Origin of the sequence: Streptomyces sp. WAC 06738, from assembly GCF_003945505.1 — a bacterium.
Classification (GTDB): Bacteria; Actinomycetota; Actinomycetes; order Streptomycetales; family Streptomycetaceae; genus Streptomyces.
Genome location: NZ_CP029618.1, coordinates 874,287 through 892,436 on the forward strand (window position 1 = coordinate 874,287; position 18,150 = coordinate 892,436).

The window sequence follows — 18,150 nt, forward strand, 5'->3', positions numbered from 1 at the left end:
CCGGGGGGGCGCACGGCGAAATCGGGCGTCGCGTGCGCGGACCGGTGCTCTCAGCCGTCGCCGTACGCCTCGTCGAAGAAGTCCAGGTGCTCGTGGGCCTTCGGCAGCCGCTCCGCCTCGGCGTCCGTCACCGGTACGGGCCGCACCCCCGACGCCCCGGTCAGCCGCCGGAAGCCGCCGCGGCTCTCCAGCATGCCGCTGAGCCGCACCGGGACGCCGGCCAGGTGTGCCTGGCCGGCGACGCGGTACGCCTCCTCGCCGAGCGACGTGCGCACCTCGGTGACGTCCGCGCCCGCGAGTACCCGCAGCCGCACCCGGCCCGGGCCGGTGGCTGCCGTCCGGCTGAGCCGGGTGACGGCTGCGGTGAGCCGGACCGGGAGGGAGGGCTCCCGGCTCCGGTAGCGCACGGCGGCCCGTTGCAGGGCCGGGATGTCGCCGGGGGTGAACTCCACCGGTTCGGGGGCGGCGGCGAAGCCCTCCGGCGGCGGGTACGCGGGCGCCCAGGCCAGCGCGATGCGCACGCCGTCCGTGCCGCGCACGAGGGCGGTCAGGGCCTCGGCCAGCTCGTGGCAGACGCCGAGTCCGACGGCGTGGTCGAAGGCGTCCATGGCCCCGGTGGTGTGATGGCGGTCCACCGCTTCGCGGGTGGCGCGCAGGGCGCGGAGCAGCGTGGTGGTGACCGCGCGGCTCTCCGGCGCGGGGACGAAGGCGGTGAGCCGGGCGGCGTGGGCACCGGGGCCGAGCAGGGTCTGCTCGACGTCCCGCGCGGCGTGCGGGCGCAGCCGGGCGCCGTGGAAGCCCGCGGGGCGGCGGGCCGCGAGCGCACCGGCCAGCAGCATGGCGCGGGCGGCGGCGGACAGCCGCTCGGCGTCGGCCCACCGGGCCGGCCCGGCGCGCCGCTCGGCACCGTACTCCCAGCTCACCTCGTCGCTGGGCACGGCCACCGCGGTGAGCACGAGCGGGGCGGACGGCTCGGGGCTGCGGGCCAGCGCGCCGAGCGCTTCGGCGAGGAGGGCGGTGCAGTCGGGGAAGGCGCGGTCGGCCGGTACGAGGACGCCGGCGCCGCCCGGTGCGTCGCCGGGCGGGGTGAAGCGCGCGTACCGGCCGGTGGAACCGCCGTGCCGGCGCCAGCCATGGCGGGCGAGGAGGGCGCCGAGCACGGCGGGGTCCGTATGGGCGGGGTCGGGCTCCGGAGGCTGCCGGTACATCAGGGTCTCCCTCCCCTGCCGCCCCGGGCGGTGGGCAGGTGGCGCGCGCGGCCGGCCCGGTCGTAGCCGGCCCTCACCCGGACGTGCCGGTCGGTGCCGCTGCCGGGGAAGGGCTGCACCGGGGTGCAGCGGGCAGCGGCAACGACCGCGTGCGGACAGCCGGTCCGCGGCGTCTCCGTGCACGCCGTCGCGGCGAGAACGCCGCGCCGCGGCGCGGTCCGCCCGAGGAGCGGACCGCGCGGTTCCGGCCGGGTGAGGGCCATGGCCCAACTGCCTTCCACGCGCTGTCGGTAGCTGACGGGGGCCGGCCCCGCCACGGGCGGCCGAGGTGCGCCCGGCCCTCACTCTCTGTTGTCACCGCACGGGCTCTCCGCCAAACAACCATTGTTCGAACGAGGGGTGTTGGGGGTATCACCCGGTCGGGTGGGAACGACCCCACCCACCATAAAACTCCAGGGAGTTGGGCTGATGACGCTCTGGTACGAGGGGCCGCTGGCCGCCTTCGACACCGAGACGACCGGCGTGGACGTGGAACGCGACCGGATACTCTCCGCAGCCGTCGTCGTCCAGCCCCACATCACTTCGCCGCCCCGCTGTACGTCGTGGCTCGTCTCCCCCGACGTGGAGATCCCGGCTGCGGCCACGGCGGTCCACGGGTTGACGCTGGCGCATCTGCAGCGGCTGGGCCGCTGGCCGGCGCCGGTGATGGAGGAGGTCGGCAAGGCCCTGGCGGCGCAGTGCGCGAGCCACGTACCGCTGGTGGTGATGAACGCACCGTTCGATCTGACGCTGCTGGACCGCGAGTTACGCCGGCACCGCGCCTCCTCCCTGCCGAAGTACCTCGGCGGCGCGCCGCTGTACGTGCTGGACCCGCTGGTGCTGGACCGGCACCTCGACCGCTACCGCAAGGGCAGCCGCACGCTCACGGCGCTGTGCGAGCACTACGGCGTGGAGCTGGCCGGCGCCCACGAGGCGGGCGCGGACGCGACGGCGGCGCTGCGTCTCGTACGGGCGATCGGACAGCGGTACGCGGACCGGCTGGGCGAGTTGACCGCACCGGAGCTGCACGAGCGGCAGGCTGCCTGGCACGGCGCGCAGGCGCGCGGCCTGACGGCGTGGTTCGCACGCACGGGCTCGGACGAACGCTGCGACCCGGCCTGGCCCTTGCGCACGTCCGGCCTGGCGACGGTGGCCTGACTCGATTGGCGTTGCGGTGTACCCCGTTGCCGGGAAGCGGGGGTGCGGGGGCGAAGCCCCCGCACCCCCGCGGCGGAGCCGCGCACTAACGACGAAGGCGATCTGCGTCCGTGCTTCTTGCGGACGCAGATCGCCTTCGTCTTTGTGGGCGATACTGGGATCGAACCAGTGACCTCTTCGGTGTGAACGAAGCGCTCTCCCCCTGAGCTAATCGCCCCGGAGCGCCGTGGTGGCGCGGTCAGAACCATACAGGGCGGCGGGGCCGGCGTTCAAACCCGTTGCCGCGGCGGGGCAGCAGAGGGTCAATTCCGCGCGACGCGGCCGCACGGTGACGATGCCCGCGACGTCACCCGGCGTGAGCATCCCCGTATGCCCCTTACCGGCCATCGCCGACGCACCCTCCGCGCGCCTCCGTCACACTGCGCCCAATCCTCGTTACTCTCCGCATCCAGAGAGCGCAAACTATGCGTGCCGGAGAGTTCACCGGAACGGCCCTGCTCCGAGAACCCTCACTAGGCCGTACGAACTACGAAAAACATCGCAAAACAGTCAGAGGGGTTTACAACGCCCCGGTAGGTGGCATGTCGACTTCGCCGACGTGCGAATCCCCGAGCGCACACTGAGCGAAAGGCCCTGGCGCTTATGAACCACACGGTCAGCTGCGAGCTGCACCTGCGCCTCGTTGTGTCGAGCGAGTCTTCCCTGCCTGTCCCCGCAGGTCTGCGGTACGACACCGCGGATCCTTACGCCGTGCACGCCACCTTCCACACGGGCGCAGAAGAGACGGTCGAATGGGTGTTCGCCCGCGATCTGCTCGCCGAAGGGCTCCACCGCCCGACCGGCACCGGCGACGTCCGCGTCTGGCCATCCAGAAGCCACGGCCAGGGCGTCGTCTGCATCGCCCTCAGCTCGCCCGAGGGCGAGGCACTGCTCGAAGCCCCCGCGCGGGCGCTGGAGTCCTTCCTGAAGCGCACGGACGCCGCCGTGCCGCCCGGGACGGAGCCACGCCACTTCGACCTCGACACCGAGCTCTCGCACATCCTCGCGGAGAGCTGAACCCCTGCGACCTCACCGTCCGTAGCCGTCCGCCTCGGGGAGACGGCCGGACACCCCACCGGACAACCGCATCACCGCACCGCCGTCGTTCCACTCTGGGCGACGGCGGTGTCACGCGTTGGCTAGAGTCGGCGTCAGACCGACCAGGGGAACGCGCGGCCCGACCAGGGGAGCGGAACGGTGCTGATCAATCACGACACCCGGTGCGCGCTAGACATCGTCGTGGCGCTGCTGAACACGGACGCCGGGGACGGGGGCGAGGAAGCGGACGTGCTCGTGGACGTGAGGGCGCTCCAGAGTTTCGTCGACGAGCACGAGATCAGCGGGCTGGAAGCGCTCTGCCGCTCCGACCTGGACGCGGTCAGGGCCGTACGGAGGGATCTCTCGGCCGTCTTCGCCGCGCCTGACGACCGCACGGCCGCGGAGCGGCTCAACGCGATCGTCGCCGCCGCCGGCACCACGCCGCAGCTCACGGACCACGACGGCTACGAGTGGCACGTGCACTACTTCGCGCCCGGCGCCTCCGTCGCGGAACATCTGGCCGCGGACGGCGGGATGGCGCTGGCGTTCCTCGTCGTCGCCGGCGAACGCGAGCGGCTGCGCCGCTGCGAGGCGCCGGACTGCGGCCGGGCCTTCGTCGACTACTCGCGCAACCGCTCCCGCCGCTACTGCTCCAGCCGCACCTGCGGCAACCGGCTGCACGTGGCGGCGTACCGCGCCCGGCAGCGCGAGGCGGCGGCGGAGAACGGGACGGGGAACGGGAACGGGAAGGCGGCGGCCGGGGCCGCCGGCGGGGCGGCGCTCACCAGCCGATGAGGTCGTAGACCGAAGTGCCGAAGATCAGCACGCCCACGACGGTGAGGAAGAGCATCAACGGCGGCTGGGACAGGGCGAAGAGGCAGCCGCGGGTCTCGGCGGGGGCGGGAGGCCGCGGTGCGGGCGTGTGGTCGTTCATCTCGCGCAGATAATTGCGCAGGCACGCATGCCCAAGTGGGCAACACGCCAGGAAAACCCGGCCTGTTCACGAAGATCGGCCGTGCATGATCAATTCTTGTCGACAGAGATCGACTTCGCGGCTGCGCAGGGTAGTTCGGCGGGCCCGTAGCGTCAGATTCCGTGCTTCTTCAGGATCGCCTCGATGTCCGAGAAGTCCTCGTCCCCGGAGCCGGAGCCCCGCCGCCCCGTCGTCGCCGCGGCGGAGCCGCGCGACTTGCCGCCCCGCCCGGCGCCCAGCGCGGGCTGCGACGCCGCGGGCGCCGCCGCGGGCGCCGCGGCGCCCCCGCCGGCCTTGCGCTTGGCGCGCTCGCCGGCGAAGCGCTGGGCGACCCACAGCACGACCGCGACCGCGAGCACACCGAAGCCGCCCCAGACGGAGGGCTTGAAGACGAGATCCGTGGCCCAGTCCCCCGTGGCCTTGCCTACCTTGCCGCCGAGCTTGACCAGCCCCGCCATGGCCAGGCCGACGGGCACCAGCGACAGGGCAGCGATCTTCGTCGCCCGCCGGAACCTTCGCCGGTATGCGGTCAACAGCGCGATCGCGAGCCCCGCCGCGGAGAGCGCGGCGCAGACCGTGGTGGTGAACATGTCTCCATCGTGCACCGGAACGCGCCGCGATTGCCATGGTGCGGCACGTCATGGGGGACATCTCCGGGTCCGGGTCGTCCGCAGGACCGAGACGGCGCCGCCCCCCGGGGCCTGGAAGACTGACGTCCATGGAGAACGATGTGAACCGTGCGCCCGTCCTCGACGTCTGGTGCGAGCTGCAGTGCCCGGACTGCCGGACGGCGCTCGCCGACCTGCGCGCGCTGCGGGAGCGCTACGGGGACCGGCTCGACATCCGGCTGCGCCACTTCCCGCTGGACAAGCACCAGCACGCGATGGCGGGCGCCCAGGCCGCCGAGGAGGCGTTCGCACAGGGGAAGGGCTGGGAGTATGCGGAGGCCGTGCTGGCCGTGGCGGAGACGTTCGGCAAGCGGGGCGAGCCGCTGCTGGTCGAGACGGCGCGCGAGCTGGACCTGAACGCCGCGGAGGTGGAGACGGCCCTCGTGGACGGGCGGCACTTCCTGATCGTGGACGCGGACGTCGCGGAGGGCAAGGCGATCGGCGTGACGGGGACGCCGACGTACGTCATCGGGGGCGAGCGCCTGGACGGCGGCAAGAGCCAGGAGGGGCTGCGCGAGCGGATCGAGGAGATCGCGGACCGGCTGCTGGCCGCGGCGGACTGACGCGGGGCCCGGGCCTGCGGAACCCCCGCGCTGAGGCCGGGGTCTACGGGCCGGGCGGCGCCCCGGCCCTGTTCCCCGGCCCTCTCCCCCGGCCGGGGCACCGTGGACCGGCGCCGGCCTTCAGATCAGCGGCTTGCGCAGGTGGTACGCCGTGGGTGCGTAGTCCAGGGACTCGTACAGCCGCCGCGCCACCTCGTTCCACGCGAAGACGTGCAGCCCCAGCGTGGGCAGCCCCGCCGCCAGGCACTCGCGCTCGGCGGCGAGCATCAGCGTCCGGCCGTGGCCCCTCCCCCGGTGCTCGGGAGCGACGGTCACGGCGTAGACGTACCCCCCGGTGGCGATCTCGGGCTTCAGTGCGATCCAGACCGTGCCCACCCCCGCCCCCTCGTGCTCCAGCACGCGCAGCGCCATGTCCGGGGTGGCGGCGCCCGCCGGCAGCAGGGCGTCGTGGGCGGCGCCGGCCCGGCTCCGCGCCTCGTCCGGCGGCGTCCCCTGGTCCAGCCAGTGGCGCGCGTACGCCTCCACCTCCGCCGTCCGCCAGCCCGGGTACTCGCCCGCCGCCATCGGCCGCACCGCGGAGCCGGGCGGCAGCTTCGGCACCGCGGCCAGTTCCTTGGCCATCGTCCGGCCCGTCTCGGTGTAGCCGAGCGCCGCGGCCAGCCGCAGCCCGACCTCCGCGCGCGGGTCCAGGCTGAGCAGGATCTCCCGGCAGCCCCAGCCGCGCAGCACCTCCTCGGCCGCCAGCGCCGCGACCGTGCCCCGGCCGCGGCCGCGCTCGGACCGCTGGATCCGCAGCGTGCGGACGCGCCCGGTGGCGGAGCCGAGGCGCGGGGCGGTGGCCAGCTCGACCTCGCCGACCGGGCGGCCGTTGACGCACACGGCGAACGCGCGCGTGCGGCCGCCGTCCGGCTCACGCCGCTCGGCTCCGGCCGGGCGCAGATGGGTCGTCATCGCTTCCCCTTCGTCCTCGGACGCGCGGAGTCCGCCGGTGGCGCGGTCCTGCTACGGGTCGATGTCCCCCGCGGAGCGCTCCGCGAACACCTGCATGGCCTTCGCCGTGACCGGACCGCGGGCACCGGGCAGTTCGCGGCCGTCGAGGTGCCGTACGGCCTGGACGTCGCGGAGCGAGGACGTGAGGAAGACCTCCTCCACCTCGCCGCCCTCCGCGAGCACCGAGAACGGCAGGTCCGTCTCCCGGGCGCCGGTCCACTCCAGCAGCAACTGCCGGGTGATCCCGGCCAGGCAGCCGGAGGCGAGCGGCGGGGTGTGCAGCTCGCCTCCGAGGACGACGAAGACGTTGGAGCCGGTGCCCTCGCAGAGCCGGTCCCGGGTGTTCGCGAAGAGCGCTTCGCTGGCGCCGGCCTCGTGCGCGCGGGCGAGCGCGACGACGTTCTCCGCGTACGAGGTGGTCTTCAGCCCCGCGACGGCCCCGCGCTCGTTGCGCGTCCAGGGGACGGTGACGGCGTCCGTCTCGTCCGGCCGCGGCTCGGCGGCGGCCAGGGCGACGGCCAGGGTGGGGCGGCTGTCGTCCGGGTCACTGCGATGGGAGGACAGCGGCGCGGCGCCGCCGGTGTACGTGATGCGCAGCCGGCCGTGCGCCACGGGCTCCGCGGCCAGCACCTCGGCGCAGGCCCGGCGCACCTCGTCGAGGTCGGGCTCGGGCAGGCCGAGGCCGCGGGCGGAGCGGGCCAGCCGCTCCAGGTGCCGGGTGAGGGCGAAGGCGGTGCCACCGGTGGCCTTCAGCGTCTCGAAGACGCCGTCGCCCACGGTGATGCCGTGGTCGAAAACGGAGACCCGGGCGTCGGCCACCTCGCGCAGCCCGCCGTCGAGCCAGACCTTCATGGGCGTACGGTCCCTTCACTCGTGACTTCCGCCTCCGACGCTACCGCGAGCAGCCGGGATGCCTTCAATTCGGTCTCCCGCCACTCGCGCTCCGGGTCGGAGCCCCAGGTGATGCCCGCGCCGGTGCCGAAGCGCAGCGCGGGGCCGCGGGGCGCGGCCCGGTCGATCCAGAACGTGCGGATGCCGACGGCCAGTTCGCCGGTGCCGCGGTCGGCGTCGACCCAGCCGACGCCGCCGCAGTACGGGCCGCGGGGGGCGTTCTCCAGCTCGTCGATGATCCGCAGCGCGCTGCTCTTCGGCGCGCCGGTGACGGATCCCGCCGGGAAGGTGGCGCCGATCAGCTCCGCCCAGCCGGCGCCGGGGGCCAGCTCGCCGCGGACGGTGGAGACGAGGTGGACGAGGCCGGGGTGCTCCTCGACGGCGCAGAGGGCGGGCACGGTGACGGAGCCGGTGGTGCAGACGCGGCCGAGGTCGTTGCGCACGAGGTCGACGATCATGACGTTCTCGGCGCGGTCCTTGGCGGTCAGGTCGGCGGCGGTGCGGCCGGTGCCCTTGATCGGGCCGGACTCGACGGCGCGGCCGGCCCGGCGCAGGTACAGCTCGGGCGAGGCGGTGGCGACCTCGACGCCGTGCGCGGGCAGCCGGACGACGCCGGCGTACGGGGCGGGGTTGCCGCGCGCGAGGACGGCGGCGAGTGCGTCGACGTCGGCGGCGTCCCGGTCCGGCCCCGGGAGCGGGGCGGTGAGGACGCGGCAGAGGTTGACCTGGTAGACGTCGCCGGCGGCGATGCGCTCCCTTATGCGGTGCACCCCGGCCACGTATCCGGCGCGGTCGAGGGAGGTCGTCCAGCGCGCGGCGCCGGGGCCGCGCCAGCGGTGCGCGCGGGCGGCGGGTGGGTGCGGCTCTGCGCGTACGTCGCCGAAGCGCGCGCACACCGTCCGGCCCTCGTACCCGGCGACGACGGCCCACCAGCCCGCGGAGTCGAGCGCGGCCGGGTCGTCGGTCACGTCGCGCAGGTCGGAGGCGACGAGACCGCCGAAGCGGGCGAGCGGGGCGAGGCGGGGCACGCCGCGAGTCTATGGCGGCCGGCGGACACCGGGCCCGGGGCGGGTGCGGCCCCGGCACGGGCGCGTCCGCGGGCCGGGGCGCGGGCCGGGCGCGCGCGAAACCGAATTTGAGCTGGCCCCGGAATCCGCTAAGGTTCATGACTACCGGAAGCGCCTCACCGGCGCCTTCGGAGCACGACCGGCGGACGTAGCTCAGTTGGTAGAGCATCACCTTGCCAAGGTGAGGGTCGCGAGTTCGAATCTCGTCGTCCGCTCGATGGGGGTCTCCCGGGCCCCCGCTGGTGGAGTGGCCGAGAGGCGAGGCAACGGCCTGCAAAGCCGTCTACACGGGTTCAAATCCCGTCTCCACCTCGGACGATTAGCTCAGCGGGAGAGCGCTTCCCTGACACGGAAGAGGTCACTGGTTCAATCCCAGTATCGTCCACCACTCCGACGGCGGCCCATGCCCGCGCCCGGCGCGCGCATGGGCCGCCTTCGTCGTTGCCGCCCGGCCGTGGCGCACCCGTCCCGGGACCTGGCACGAAAGCGATGTGCAGGCATCGGTCATGACAGATAGTGTCAGAATATGAACGACCGTGCTGCCATTGTGTTCCGTGAAATACCCGAAAGTGACATCGACCGGGCGCAGGAGCTGGCCTATCTGGTCTTCCACGAAAAGCCCGAGAACGAACTTCGCAAACGCCATCACGAACTCCTGGCGGGGTGCCTGCGCATCGGCGCGTACGACGCGGAGACGCTGGTCGGCATGGTCGCCGCGCTGCCGTTCACGATGGCCGTCCCCGGCGCCGAACTCCCCTGTCCCAGCCTGACGTTCGTCTCCGTGGCGCCGACGCACCGGCGCCGCGGGGTGCTCTCCGGGATGATCGCCGAGCTCTTCGCGCGCTGCCCGGCCGAGGGCTGGCCGATGGCGGCGCTGTGGGCGTCGGAGACCGCGATCTACGGGCGGTTCGGCTTCGGCCCCGGCACGTACGGCGCGACCGTCGAGATCGACTCCCGGGAGGCGCTGCGGCTGCGGATCGCCCCCGACGAGCGGCCCCTGCGGCTGGTCGACCCGGCCGCGGCGCCCGCGCTGCTCGGCCCGTACTACGACCGCACCCGCGCCGTGCGCGCCGGCCGCCCCGCCCGCAGCGAGGAGTGGTGGACCAAGGAGTGGATGGCCGAACAGGACCCGGACGACGAGGACTTCTCCCGGCCGCGCGTCGTGGCCCTCGGCGAGCCGCTCGCCGGCTACGCCGTCTACCGCACGAAGGACGGCGACAGCGACCGCCCGGAGACCTCGGGTCTGGTGCGGCTGGACGAGCTGGAGGCGGACACCCCCGCCGTGGCCGCGGCCCTGTGGCGCTATCTCGCCTCCCTGGACCTGACCGGCACGGTACGCGCCTGGGGCCGCCCGCTCGACGACCCGCTGCTGCTCTTCGCCGCCGACCGGGACCAGGTGCGGGTCACGAGCACGTTCCCCGCGCTGTGGGTGCGGCTGCTCGACGTCGGCACGGCCCTGCGGCGCCGCTCCTGGGCCGCCGCGGCGGACGTCGTGCTGGCGGTGACCGACGCGGCGGTGCCGGCCAACGAGGGCACGTACCGGCTCACCGTCGCGCCCGGCGCCCCGGCCGCGTACGAGAGCACCGACGCGGCGCCGGACCTCACCGTCGACATCCGCGACCTGTCCGCCGCCTACCTCGGCGGCACCCCCCTCGCCGCCGCCGTCCGCGCGGGCCTGGCGACCGAGCACACCGCGGGCGCCGCCGACGCGCTCGACGCGGCGCTGCGCACGCCGCTGCTGCCGCACACGGTCGAGGAGTTCTAGCCGGCGCGCCCGAAGAGGCGTACGCCGCAAGGCGGTTGCACGGCGGTCGCCCGGTCCCCCGCGGGGCCGGGCGGCCGCCTTTCGCGCCTGCGAAAGGTCTGGACAAACATGCGGGCCCATGCTGTGGTGACAGCGCGCCGATTGAGAGCGCTCTCAACCATCTGTGTTCCACCCCCACTCGACATGAGGGAACAGCAGAAAGGTCATCATCGTGAGACGCACCTTCGGATTAAGGCTCGGCCTGTCCGCACTCCTGCTCCTCAGCACCTGGGGCGGCGCCGCCGCCCTCGCCCCCGCCGCCGGCGCGGACTCCGCCCGGGAGCTCTCGCCGGGCCTGGCCCGCGCACTCCAGCGGGACCTGGGCCTCACGGCCGACCAGGCGCGGGAGCGGCTGGCGGACGAACGCCGGGCGGGCGAGACCGAGAAGAAGGCCGAGCGCGCGGCCGGTGCCGCCTACGGCGGCTCCTGGTTCGACGCGGACAGCGGCCGGCTCACCGTCGCCCTCACGGACACCCGGCGCGCGGACGCGGTCCGGGCGACGGGCGCCGACGTGCGCGTCGTCGAGCACACCGCCGCGCGGCTGGACGCGACGATGAAGCGCCTGGACACGCTCTCCGCCCCCGCCGGGGTGGCCAGTTGGCGCGTGGACGCGCGCGCCAACAGCGTCCGGGTCGACGTCGTCGCCGGCCACCGCGGTGACGCACCGGTCCGCGCCTTCCTCGAACGGGCCCGCGCCGCCGGTCCCGTCGAGGTCGGTACGGTCGCCGAGGCGCCGAGCACCTTCGCCGCCGGCACCGTCGGCGGCGACCCGTACTACACGGGCAACGTCCGCTGCTCCATCGGCTTCTCGGTGCACGGCGGCTTCGTCACCGCGGGCCACTGCGGCGGCGCGGGCCAGGCGGTCAGCGGCTGGGATCGCTCGTACATCGGCAACTTCCAGGGCTCGTCCTTCCCCGACAACGACTACGCCTGGGTGAACGTCGGCAGCGGCTGGTGGACCGTCCCCGTGGTCCTCGGCTGGGGCACCGTGCCCGACCAGCTCGTCCGCGGCTCCGCGGAGGCCCCGGTGGGCGCCTCCATCTGCCGCTCCGGCTCCACCACCCGCTGGCACTGCGGCACGCTGCTGGCCAAGAACGAGACGGTCAACTACAGCGGCGGCGCGGTCGTGCGCCAGCTCACCAAGACGAGCGTCTGCGCGGAACCCGGCGACTCGGGCGGCTCGTTCATCAGCGGCGACCAGGCGCAGGGCGTCACGTCCGGCGGATGGGGCAACTGCAGCGGCGGCGGCGAGACCTGGTACCAGCCGGTGAACGAGATCCTCGGCCGCTACGGGCTGACGCTGCACACCGCGTAGGGCGGCGCGATCCCCGTGGCACCGGCCCCTCGCCGGTGACCGCAGGCCCGTGCCGCTCGCCCGCCGGGCGGGTGGCACGGGCCGTACGGCCACGCGATGATCATGGACTTGCGGTGGCGGTCGGCGCGTGGAAGTATCTAGCCGCAGCAAGCCCGCGCGGTTAGCTCAGCGGGAGAGCGCTTCCCTGACACGGAAGAGGTCACTGGTTCAATCCCAGTACCGCGCACAGCAGAAGGGCCGGAGCCGGTGCTCCGGCCCTTCGCCGTGTGGTCGCGCGTACGGCCCCCGCGGGCGGGGGCCGTACGGCCGCTGTCGGACCGCCGGTCAGGACGAGAACAGCATGCGGGAGAAGCCGCCCTTGCGGTGGCCGTAGTGACCGTGGCCGCCGCCGTGGTGGCCACCGCCCCAGCCCGGGGCCTGCTGCGGGTAGCCGCCCTGGGCGGGCGGCGGCGGGGGCGGCGGGGCCTGCTGTGCCCACTGGGCCTCGAGCCGGGTCAGGGTCTCCAGCTCGCCGTAGTCGAGAAAGATCCCCCGGCACCCGCTGCACTGCTCGATCTGCACGCCGTTGCGGTTGTACGTCTGCATCGGCGCACGGCACTTGGGACACTGCATGGTCGCCCTCAACTCCTCGAACTCTTCCGCCGCCACGGATGACGGACGGCGGCCATGGCTGCACAGCCTACGATGCGCCGCCCGGCTCCGTCCCGTCCTCCATCGCGGCGATACGCGCGCAGGCGGCGAGCAGGTCGTGGTCGGTGCCGTCCAGGGGCCTCGTGCCCGTCGCGGCGTCCACGAGGGCGCGGGCGGCGAGCTGGACGGTGAGGGTGCGCGCCGGCACGTCGACCTCGGGCGGCCAGAGGTCGTCGCCGGGGGCGACGGCGGGGCCGCGGGCGGCGCGGTAGCCGGCGAGGAAGGCGGCCCAGTCGGCGGCGGGGATGAGGCCGGTGGCGTAGCCGGCGGCGGGTCGGGCGAGGTCCCAGGCGGGCTCGCCGAGGCCGAGGTCGTCGACGTCGATGAGGTGCCAGGGGCCGTCGGGGGCGGGGTGGCGCACGAGTTGGCCGAGGTGGAGGTCGCCGTGGCAGAGGAGCGAGCGGGGCTGCGCGCGGGGCTCGTCGTCCCGGGCCCAGGCGGGCAGCCGCGCCCAGGCCCGGAGCACGACCGCGGCGGCGGTACGGCCCGGGGCGGGGGCGGGGTACGGAGCCCGGGCCGGTGCGGGGACGCGCTCCGGTGCGGGCGGCGCCGGGACGGTCGCGCGGGTACCGTCCCGCGGCGGGGTGGAGTCCGCGGGGGTACGGGGCGCGGGGGTGGCCGGGGTCGCGCGCAGGGCCGCGATGGCGCGGGCCGCGTTCGCCGGTCCCGACATCGGCGGCAGGGGGCCCGGCAGCCGGTCCGCCGGCACCGCGTGCAGCCGGGCGATCAGGTGCCCCGCCTCCCGCCACGGCGCCGCCTCCGGGGCGTCCGGTGCCACCGGGGCCCCGTACGGCCAGCGGCTCACGGACCGGCCCTCGACGGGCCCTGTCAGCCCGCCGAGCGGCGCCAGCAGGATGCCCGCGAGCAGCGGATGCGCGGCCACCCGCAGCCGGACGGCGAGAGCGGCGGGGTCGAGCCGCGGGGCGTGCGCCTTGAGTACGGTGCCCCCGCCGCGTACGACGGTCACGTCAGGGCGGTCGACGATCACCGCGGGCTCGCCGGTCTCCCGGCTCAGCTCCGCCAGCCGGTCGACGAGGCGTGCGCGCACCGGCTCATCCTAGGCCCCGTACCGCGACGGCCTGCACGAACGTGACAGGACCGGTACCGGCGGCATCGGCCGCGAGGTGCCTCGCCGCGGGCGGCGGCGCAGGCATGGCCGGCCGCGTACCGCCCCGGAAAACGCGTAGCCCGGGCGTCTCCCCAGACGCCCGGGCGTACACGTCCGTCCGCCGCACCCCCGTCCCCACGGGGCTGAGCCGGCTGTCCCCGGCCCGGGCCGCTCTCCCGGGCCTGACGGGGCTAGTGCCCCATCATTCCGGCCACGGACGACGCATGTGTGATGACCGCTTCCCACCCGCCGAAGAGGACGGTGAGCACGATCGCCAGGGGCAGCACCATCGCGAGAGCGACCAGCGGGTGCCTGCGCTCCGACGGCTGTGCGCCGAACGCGGCGAGCGCCCCTGCGACGGCCTTGGGCCGTGCGGTGTGCTCCGCTGTTCTCTCCATGGCTGCCTCTCCTGTGTTGGGGCGGCGGGCGTCCGACCTCGGGGGACGAGTGCTGCGCCCGCCGCTTGACGACAACATTAGGGAAATGATCGGCACGGGTCGTCATGCCCGCGTATCGATTGCCTGGCCTCCCGGAGGATGACTGCGGCGCGAAGTCGCTACTCCCATGGGTGGAGACCGGGTACTACGTCCCAGGGTCTTCCCCGAGAGGGACCTCGCCGTCCGTACGCGGCACGGGATGCTCCACCAGGGCGAGCACCCTGGTGGCCATGAACCGCGCCGTGCGCACCACCGAGCCGCTGCGCGTCACCTCGCTCACCTCGACCACGCCCCGGCGCACCGACGTCTCGACCCTCCGGCCGGCGCGCGAGGCCACCACCTGGTACGTCCGCGTCGTGTCCCCCGCGTCCACGACTATCTCCACTCGATCGCCCTTCACCTGTCCCGCATCCCCCTTCGTAGGGGCCGCACTTGGGCCCGGCCATATCTCCAGGATCCCACCTGGGACTGACAATTCGGCCCGCCGCACGGCGCCCTGCCAGCGCGAGCGGCGGTCAAGTCCGTAAGCTGTGCACGGCAGACAGACCGGGCAGCGGGGATGGTTACGGCATGGCGATGATGCGGCTCCGCCGGGAGGATCCGCGTGTCGTCGGCTCGTTCCGGATCCACCGGCGGCTCGGCGCGGGCGGCATGGGCGTGGTCTACCTGGGCTCGGACCGGCGCGGCCAGCGGGTCGCCCTCAAGGTGATCCGGCCGGATCTGGCGGAGGATCAGGAGTTCCGGTCGCGGTTCGCCCGCGAGGTCTCCGCCGCCCGGCGGATCCGCGGCGGCTGTACGGCGAGGCTGGTGGCGGCCGATCTGGACGCGGACCGGCCGTGGTTCGCCACGCAGTACGTGCCGGGGCCCTCCCTGCACGACAAGGTCGGCGACGAGGGGCCGCTGATCGCGGCGCGGGTCGCGGCGATCGGCGCGGCGCTCTCCGAGGGCCTGGTCGCCGTGCACGAGGCGGGCGTGGTGCACCGCGACCTGAAGCCGTCGAACATCCTGCTCTCCCCCAAGGGCCCGCGGATCATCGACTTCGGCATCGCCTGGGCGACCGGCGCCTCCACGCTGACGCACGTCGGCACGGCGGTCGGCTCGCCCGGGTTCCTGGCGCCCGAGCAGGTGCGCGGGCAGCCGGTGACACCGGCGAGCGACGTGTTCTCGCTGGGCGCCACGCTCGCGTACGCGACGACGGGCGACTCGCCGTTCGGGCAGGGCAGTTCCGAGGTGATGCTCTACCGGGTGGTGCACGAGGAGCCGCTGCTCGACGGGGTGCCGGACGCGCTGGCGCCGCTGCTGCGCACGTGTCTGGCGAAGACCCCGGACGACCGTCCCTCGACGCTGCAGTTGTCGCTGCGGCTGAAGGAGATCGCGGCCCGCGAGGCGCACGGCGCGGGGCCGGAGGCGGCCCCGCCGCGGAGGACCGCCGCGGAGCGTGCGGCTCCGGGCCCGACGGCCGCGCACCGGCCGCCGTCGCCGCGGGCGACGGGCGCGGGCCGGCCGGGTCCCGGTACGGGCGCCGCGCAGCGGCCGGGACCGCACGGCGCCGGGCGGGCGGGTGCGCCGCAGCGTCCGGGATCCGCGCAGCGGCCCGGGGCGGCGCAGCGGCCGGGGCAGCGCGCGGGCGGCGGTGCGGCGCGCAAGCAGTCACCGGCTCCGGCACCGGAGCGCGGCCGGCAGGGCGCGGACCGCGGGCGGCAGGCGGACCAGCGCGCGCAGGCGCCGCGGAGCGGGCCGCGCGAGGGTGCCGCGTCGGCGCCGCGCAAGCCCGCGCCGCAGCGGAGGCCCGCGCCGGACCGGGCGCGGCTGATGCGGCAGCGGCTGATCGTGTTCGTGACGGTGACGCTGCTGGTCGCGCTCGGTATCGCGGCGGCCCAGGGCTGCCAGGGGCCGCTCTAGTACAACCGGTGGATCACATGGGGCGCGCCGCCCCGGGGGGATCCGCCGCGCCCGCGGCGGTTTTCGGCCACGGCGCCGCGCCGGACCCGAGGGGCGGGTTCAGTCCCCGGCGGGGGCCGTCGCCACGGCGTAGAACGCGACCGCCGCGGCGGCGCCGACGTTGAGCGAGTCGACGCCGTTCGACATCGGGATGCGTACCCATTGATCCGCCGCCCGCAGCGCCCGCGCCGACAGCCCCGCGCCCTCCGTGCCCAGCATCAGCGCGGCCCGCGGCAGCCGCCCCGGCGCCGCTTCGGTGATCGGCACCGCCCGCGGGTCCGGGGTGAGGGCGACGAGGGCGAAGCCCGCCTCGCGGACCGTCTCCAGATCCTGCGGCCAGGAGGCCAGCCGCGCGTACGGGACGTGGAAGACGGCGCCCATGGAGACCTTCACCGACCGCCGGTAGAGCGGGTCCGCGCAGTCGGGCGAGAGCAGCACGGCGTCCATGCCGAGGGCGGCGGCGCTGCGGAAGACGGCGCCGACGTTGGTGTGGTCGTTGACGGTCTCCAGCACCGCGACGCGGCGGGCGCGCGCCAGCAGCGCGGCGGCGCCGGGCAGCGGCTTGCGGCGCATGGCGGCGAGCGCACCGCGGTGCACGTGGTAGCCGGTGACCTGCTCGGCAAGCCCGGGGTCGACGACGTACACCGGGGCCGGCAGCGCGTCGATGACGTCCCGCATCGCGTCGACCCACTTGGCCGAGAGCATCATGGAGCGCGTCTCGTAGCCGGTCTCGATCGCGCGCCTGATGACCTTCTCGCCCTCGGCGATGAACAGCCCTTCCGCCGGCTCGCGGCGGCGGCGCAGCTCGACGTCGGTAAGGCTCGCGTAGTCGGACAGGCGCGGGTCGGCGGGGTCGTCGACGGTGAGGAGTTCTGCCACGGGACGATCCTGCCGTGCCGCGGGCCGGATTCCGACGCCGGGGGTACGTGACGTGCGCCGCCCCGCGCCGCCCGCCCCTCCGTCAGCCGGGCGACCTGGCCGCCACCTCGCCGACGACGATCACCGCCGGCGGCCGCACCCCCTCGCGCTCCACCGCCGCCGCGGCGGTGGCGAGCGTGGCGTCCACCCGCCGCTGCGCCGCCGTCGTGCCCTCCTGCACGATCGCGACCGGCGTCGCGGGGTCGCGCCCCTCGCGTACCAGCGTCTCCGCGATGGCCCCGATGCGCTCCACGGCCATGAGCAGGACCAGCGTGCCGCGCAGCCGGGCGAGCGCCGGCCAGTCCACGAGCGAGCGCTCGTCGCCGGGCGCGACGTGGCCACTGATGACGGTGAACTCGTGCGCCACCCCGCGGTGCGTCACCGGGATGCCGGCGGCCGCGGGGACGCTGATCGCGCTGGTGACGCCCGGCACCACCGTGCACGCCACGCCCGCCTGCGCCAGCGCCTCCGCCTCCTCCATGCCGCGGCCGAAGACGAACGGGTCGCCGCCCTTCAGCCGGACGACCGCCTTGCCCGCCCTGGCGTGCCGGATCAGCGCGTCGTTGATCGCCTCCTGGGCCATGGCCCGGCCGTACGGAATCTTCGCGGCGTCGATCACCTCGACGTGCGGCGGCAGTTCGTCGAGGAGGTCGCGGGGGCCGAGGCGGTCGGCGATGACGACGTCGGCCTCGGCGAGCAGCCGGCGGCCGCGGACGGTGATGAGGTCCGGGTCGCCGGGGCCGCCGCCGACGAGGGCGACGCCTGGGACGCGCGTGCGGTGGTGGGGGGCGCTGAGGGTGCCGTCGCGCAGGCCCTCCACGACGGCGTCGCGCACGGCGGCGGAGCGGCGCGGGTCGCTGCCGATGAGCACGGCGACGGTGACGCCCTCGCTGCGCCCGGTGGCGGGGGTCCAGGCGGTCGCGGCGGAGGCGTCGTCGCTGCGTACGCACCAGACCCGGCGCCGCTCGGCCTCGGCGGAGGCGGCGGCGTTGGCGGCGGGGTCGCGGGTGGCCACGACCGCGTACCAGGCGCCCTCCAGATCCCCGTCCGCGTACGGCCGCCGCTCCCAGGTCAGCTCCCCGGCGTCGGCCATCGCCTCCACGGAGGGGGTGGCCGACGGCGAGACGAGCGTGACCCGGGCGCCGGCGGCGAGCAGCGCGGGCAGCCGGCGCTGGGCGACCTGGCCGCCGCCGAGGACGACGACGCGCCGGCCCGCGAGGCGCAGCCCGACGGGGTAGGCGAACGCCTCGGAACCGGAGGCGGAGTGGGCGGGGGGACGGGACATGGCGAAGCGGCTCCTCGT

The 18,150-nt window shown here is 75.2% G+C and carries 19 protein-coding genes and 5 tRNA genes; 11 read left to right on the top strand and 13 right to left on the bottom strand.

Going from position 1 to position 18,150, the window contains the following annotated elements:
• Nucleotides 1–50 precede the first annotated feature (50 nt).
• Nucleotides 51–1,208 carry a hypothetical protein gene (locus DMB38_RS03455; protein WP_125933899.1) on the bottom strand — a complete coding sequence of 386 codons (1,158 nt, stop codon included), beginning with the start codon at nt 1,206–1,208 and terminating at the stop codon, nt 51–53.
• A gap of 468 nt (nt 1,209–1,676) precedes the next feature.
• On the opposite strand from DMB38_RS03455, the gene DMB38_RS03460 reads away from it, so the two are divergent.
• Nucleotides 1,677–2,405, top strand: coding sequence for a 3'-5' exonuclease (locus DMB38_RS03460; protein WP_125933900.1), 729 nt, complete (start codon nt 1,677–1,679; stop codon nt 2,403–2,405).
• Between the two features lie 145 nt (nt 2,406–2,550).
• Here the strand turns inward: DMB38_RS03460 and DMB38_RS03465 are convergent.
• A tRNA-Val gene (locus DMB38_RS03465) sits at nt 2,551–2,622 on the bottom strand.
• 425 nt (nt 2,623–3,047) lie between these two features.
• On the opposite strand from DMB38_RS03465, the gene DMB38_RS03470 reads away from it, so the two are divergent.
• Both DMB38_RS03470 and DMB38_RS03475 read left to right on the top strand, forming a co-directional pair.
• Complete coding sequence (locus DMB38_RS03470) at nt 3,048–3,461, top strand: SsgA family sporulation/cell division regulator (RefSeq protein ID WP_018836768.1); 414 nt, start codon at nt 3,048–3,050, stop codon at nt 3,459–3,461.
• A 180-nt stretch (nt 3,462–3,641) separates the two neighbouring features.
• Entirely contained in the window at nt 3,642–4,277 is a 636-nt protein-coding gene (locus DMB38_RS03475) for a CGNR zinc finger domain-containing protein (protein ID WP_047014744.1), read from the top strand.
• Here the strand turns inward: DMB38_RS03475 and DMB38_RS36025 are convergent.
• Together DMB38_RS36025 and DMB38_RS03480 are read right to left on the bottom strand one after the other, a co-directional pair.
• Nucleotides 4,264–4,416: a hypothetical protein gene (locus DMB38_RS36025; protein WP_164492506.1), complete on the bottom strand. Its 153-nt coding sequence runs from the start codon at nt 4,414–4,416 to the stop codon at nt 4,264–4,266. The genes DMB38_RS03475 and DMB38_RS36025 overlap by 14 nt on opposite strands.
• A 152-nt stretch (nt 4,417–4,568) precedes the next feature.
• Nucleotides 4,569–5,045 (bottom strand): hypothetical protein, encoded by a 477-nt coding sequence (locus tag DMB38_RS03480; protein ID WP_125933901.1) that lies wholly within the window; start codon nt 5,043–5,045, stop codon nt 4,569–4,571.
• A gap of 128 nt (nt 5,046–5,173) precedes the next feature.
• Here DMB38_RS03480 and DMB38_RS03485 point away from each other — a divergent pair, with 128 nt between their 5' ends.
• Nucleotides 5,174–5,686, top strand: a complete 513-nt coding sequence (locus tag DMB38_RS03485) for a DsbA family protein (RefSeq protein ID WP_125933902.1) — start codon at nt 5,174–5,176, stop codon at nt 5,684–5,686.
• Nucleotides 5,687–5,806: 120 nt separating this feature from the next.
• Here DMB38_RS03485 and DMB38_RS03490 read toward each other — a convergent pair whose 3' ends face one another.
• From DMB38_RS03490 to DMB38_RS03500, 3 genes are read right to left on the bottom strand one after another with little or no spacing between them, the layout of a single operon-like run.
• The gene (locus tag DMB38_RS03490) at nt 5,807–6,637 is read right to left on the bottom strand and encodes a GNAT family N-acetyltransferase (RefSeq protein WP_125933903.1); all 831 of its coding nucleotides are present in this window, start codon (nt 6,635–6,637) and stop codon (nt 5,807–5,809) included.
• A gap of 51 nt (nt 6,638–6,688) precedes the next feature.
• A complete protein-coding gene (locus tag DMB38_RS03495) occupies nt 6,689–7,528 on the bottom strand; it encodes an aminodeoxychorismate lyase (protein WP_125933904.1) in 840 nt (279 codons plus the stop codon).
• Nucleotides 7,525–8,595 carry a chorismate-binding protein gene (locus tag DMB38_RS03500; RefSeq protein WP_125933905.1) on the bottom strand — a complete coding sequence of 357 codons (1,071 nt, stop codon included), beginning with the start codon at nt 8,593–8,595 and terminating at the stop codon, nt 7,525–7,527. The genes DMB38_RS03495 and DMB38_RS03500 overlap by 4 nt, the downstream gene beginning before the upstream one ends.
• A gap of 181 nt (nt 8,596–8,776) precedes the next feature.
• Here DMB38_RS03500 and DMB38_RS03505 point away from each other — a divergent pair.
• The 6 genes from DMB38_RS03505 (at nt 8,777) to DMB38_RS03530 (ending at nt 11,979) form a co-directional block, all read left to right on the top strand.
• Nucleotides 8,777–8,849: transfer RNA gene (locus DMB38_RS03505), tRNA-Gly, on the top strand.
• A 26-nt stretch (nt 8,850–8,875) separates the two neighbouring features.
• Nucleotides 8,876–8,946, top strand: a tRNA-Cys gene (locus tag DMB38_RS03510).
• A 1-nt stretch (nt 8,947) separates the two neighbouring features.
• Nucleotides 8,948–9,022: transfer RNA gene (locus DMB38_RS03515), tRNA-Val, on the top strand.
• Nucleotides 9,023–9,181: 159 nt separating this feature from the next.
• Nucleotides 9,182–10,399, top strand: coding sequence for a GNAT family N-acetyltransferase (locus DMB38_RS03520; protein ID WP_125938791.1), 1,218 nt, complete (start codon nt 9,182–9,184; stop codon nt 10,397–10,399).
• 211 nt (nt 10,400–10,610) lie between these two features.
• Complete coding sequence (locus tag DMB38_RS03525) at nt 10,611–11,753, top strand: S1 family peptidase (protein WP_125933906.1); 1,143 nt, start codon at nt 10,611–10,613, stop codon at nt 11,751–11,753.
• 154 nt (nt 11,754–11,907) lie between these two features.
• Nucleotides 11,908–11,979: transfer RNA gene (locus tag DMB38_RS03530), tRNA-Val, on the top strand.
• 98 nt (nt 11,980–12,077) lie between these two features.
• On the opposite strand, the gene DMB38_RS03535 is transcribed toward DMB38_RS03530, so the two are convergent.
• The 4 genes from DMB38_RS03535 to DMB38_RS03550 form a co-directional block, all read right to left on the bottom strand.
• Nucleotides 12,078–12,365, bottom strand: coding sequence for a zf-TFIIB domain-containing protein (locus DMB38_RS03535; RefSeq protein WP_047014752.1), 288 nt, complete (start codon nt 12,363–12,365; stop codon nt 12,078–12,080).
• A 67-nt stretch (nt 12,366–12,432) separates the two neighbouring features.
• A complete protein-coding gene (locus DMB38_RS03540) occupies nt 12,433–13,491 on the bottom strand; it encodes a phosphotransferase (protein WP_125933907.1) in 1,059 nt (352 codons plus the stop codon).
• Between the two features lie 251 nt (nt 13,492–13,742).
• On the bottom strand, nt 13,743–13,949 hold the full coding sequence (locus DMB38_RS03545; RefSeq protein ID WP_047014754.1) for a hypothetical protein: 207 nt from the start codon (nt 13,947–13,949) through the stop codon (nt 13,743–13,745).
• 184 nt (nt 13,950–14,133) lie between these two features.
• Nucleotides 14,134–14,388, bottom strand: a complete 255-nt coding sequence (locus DMB38_RS03550) for a hypothetical protein (RefSeq protein WP_047014755.1) — start codon at nt 14,386–14,388, stop codon at nt 14,134–14,136.
• A 170-nt stretch (nt 14,389–14,558) separates the two neighbouring features.
• Between DMB38_RS03550 and DMB38_RS03555 the strand changes: the two genes are divergently transcribed.
• Nucleotides 14,559–15,890, top strand: a complete 1,332-nt coding sequence (locus tag DMB38_RS03555; RefSeq protein ID WP_125933908.1) for a serine/threonine-protein kinase — start codon at nt 14,559–14,561, stop codon at nt 15,888–15,890.
• A gap of 99 nt (nt 15,891–15,989) precedes the next feature.
• Here the strand turns inward: DMB38_RS03555 and DMB38_RS03560 are convergent, their stop codons facing one another.
• Nucleotides 15,990–16,808 carry an RNA methyltransferase gene (locus tag DMB38_RS03560; RefSeq protein ID WP_125933909.1) on the bottom strand — a complete coding sequence of 273 codons (819 nt, stop codon included), beginning with the start codon at nt 16,806–16,808 and terminating at the stop codon, nt 15,990–15,992.
• An 82-nt stretch (nt 16,809–16,890) separates the two neighbouring features.
• Nucleotides 16,891–18,132 (bottom strand): uroporphyrinogen-III C-methyltransferase, encoded by a 1,242-nt coding sequence (gene cobA, locus DMB38_RS03565; RefSeq protein ID WP_125933910.1) that lies wholly within the window; start codon nt 18,130–18,132, stop codon nt 16,891–16,893.
• Nucleotides 18,133–18,150 lie beyond the last annotated feature (18 nt).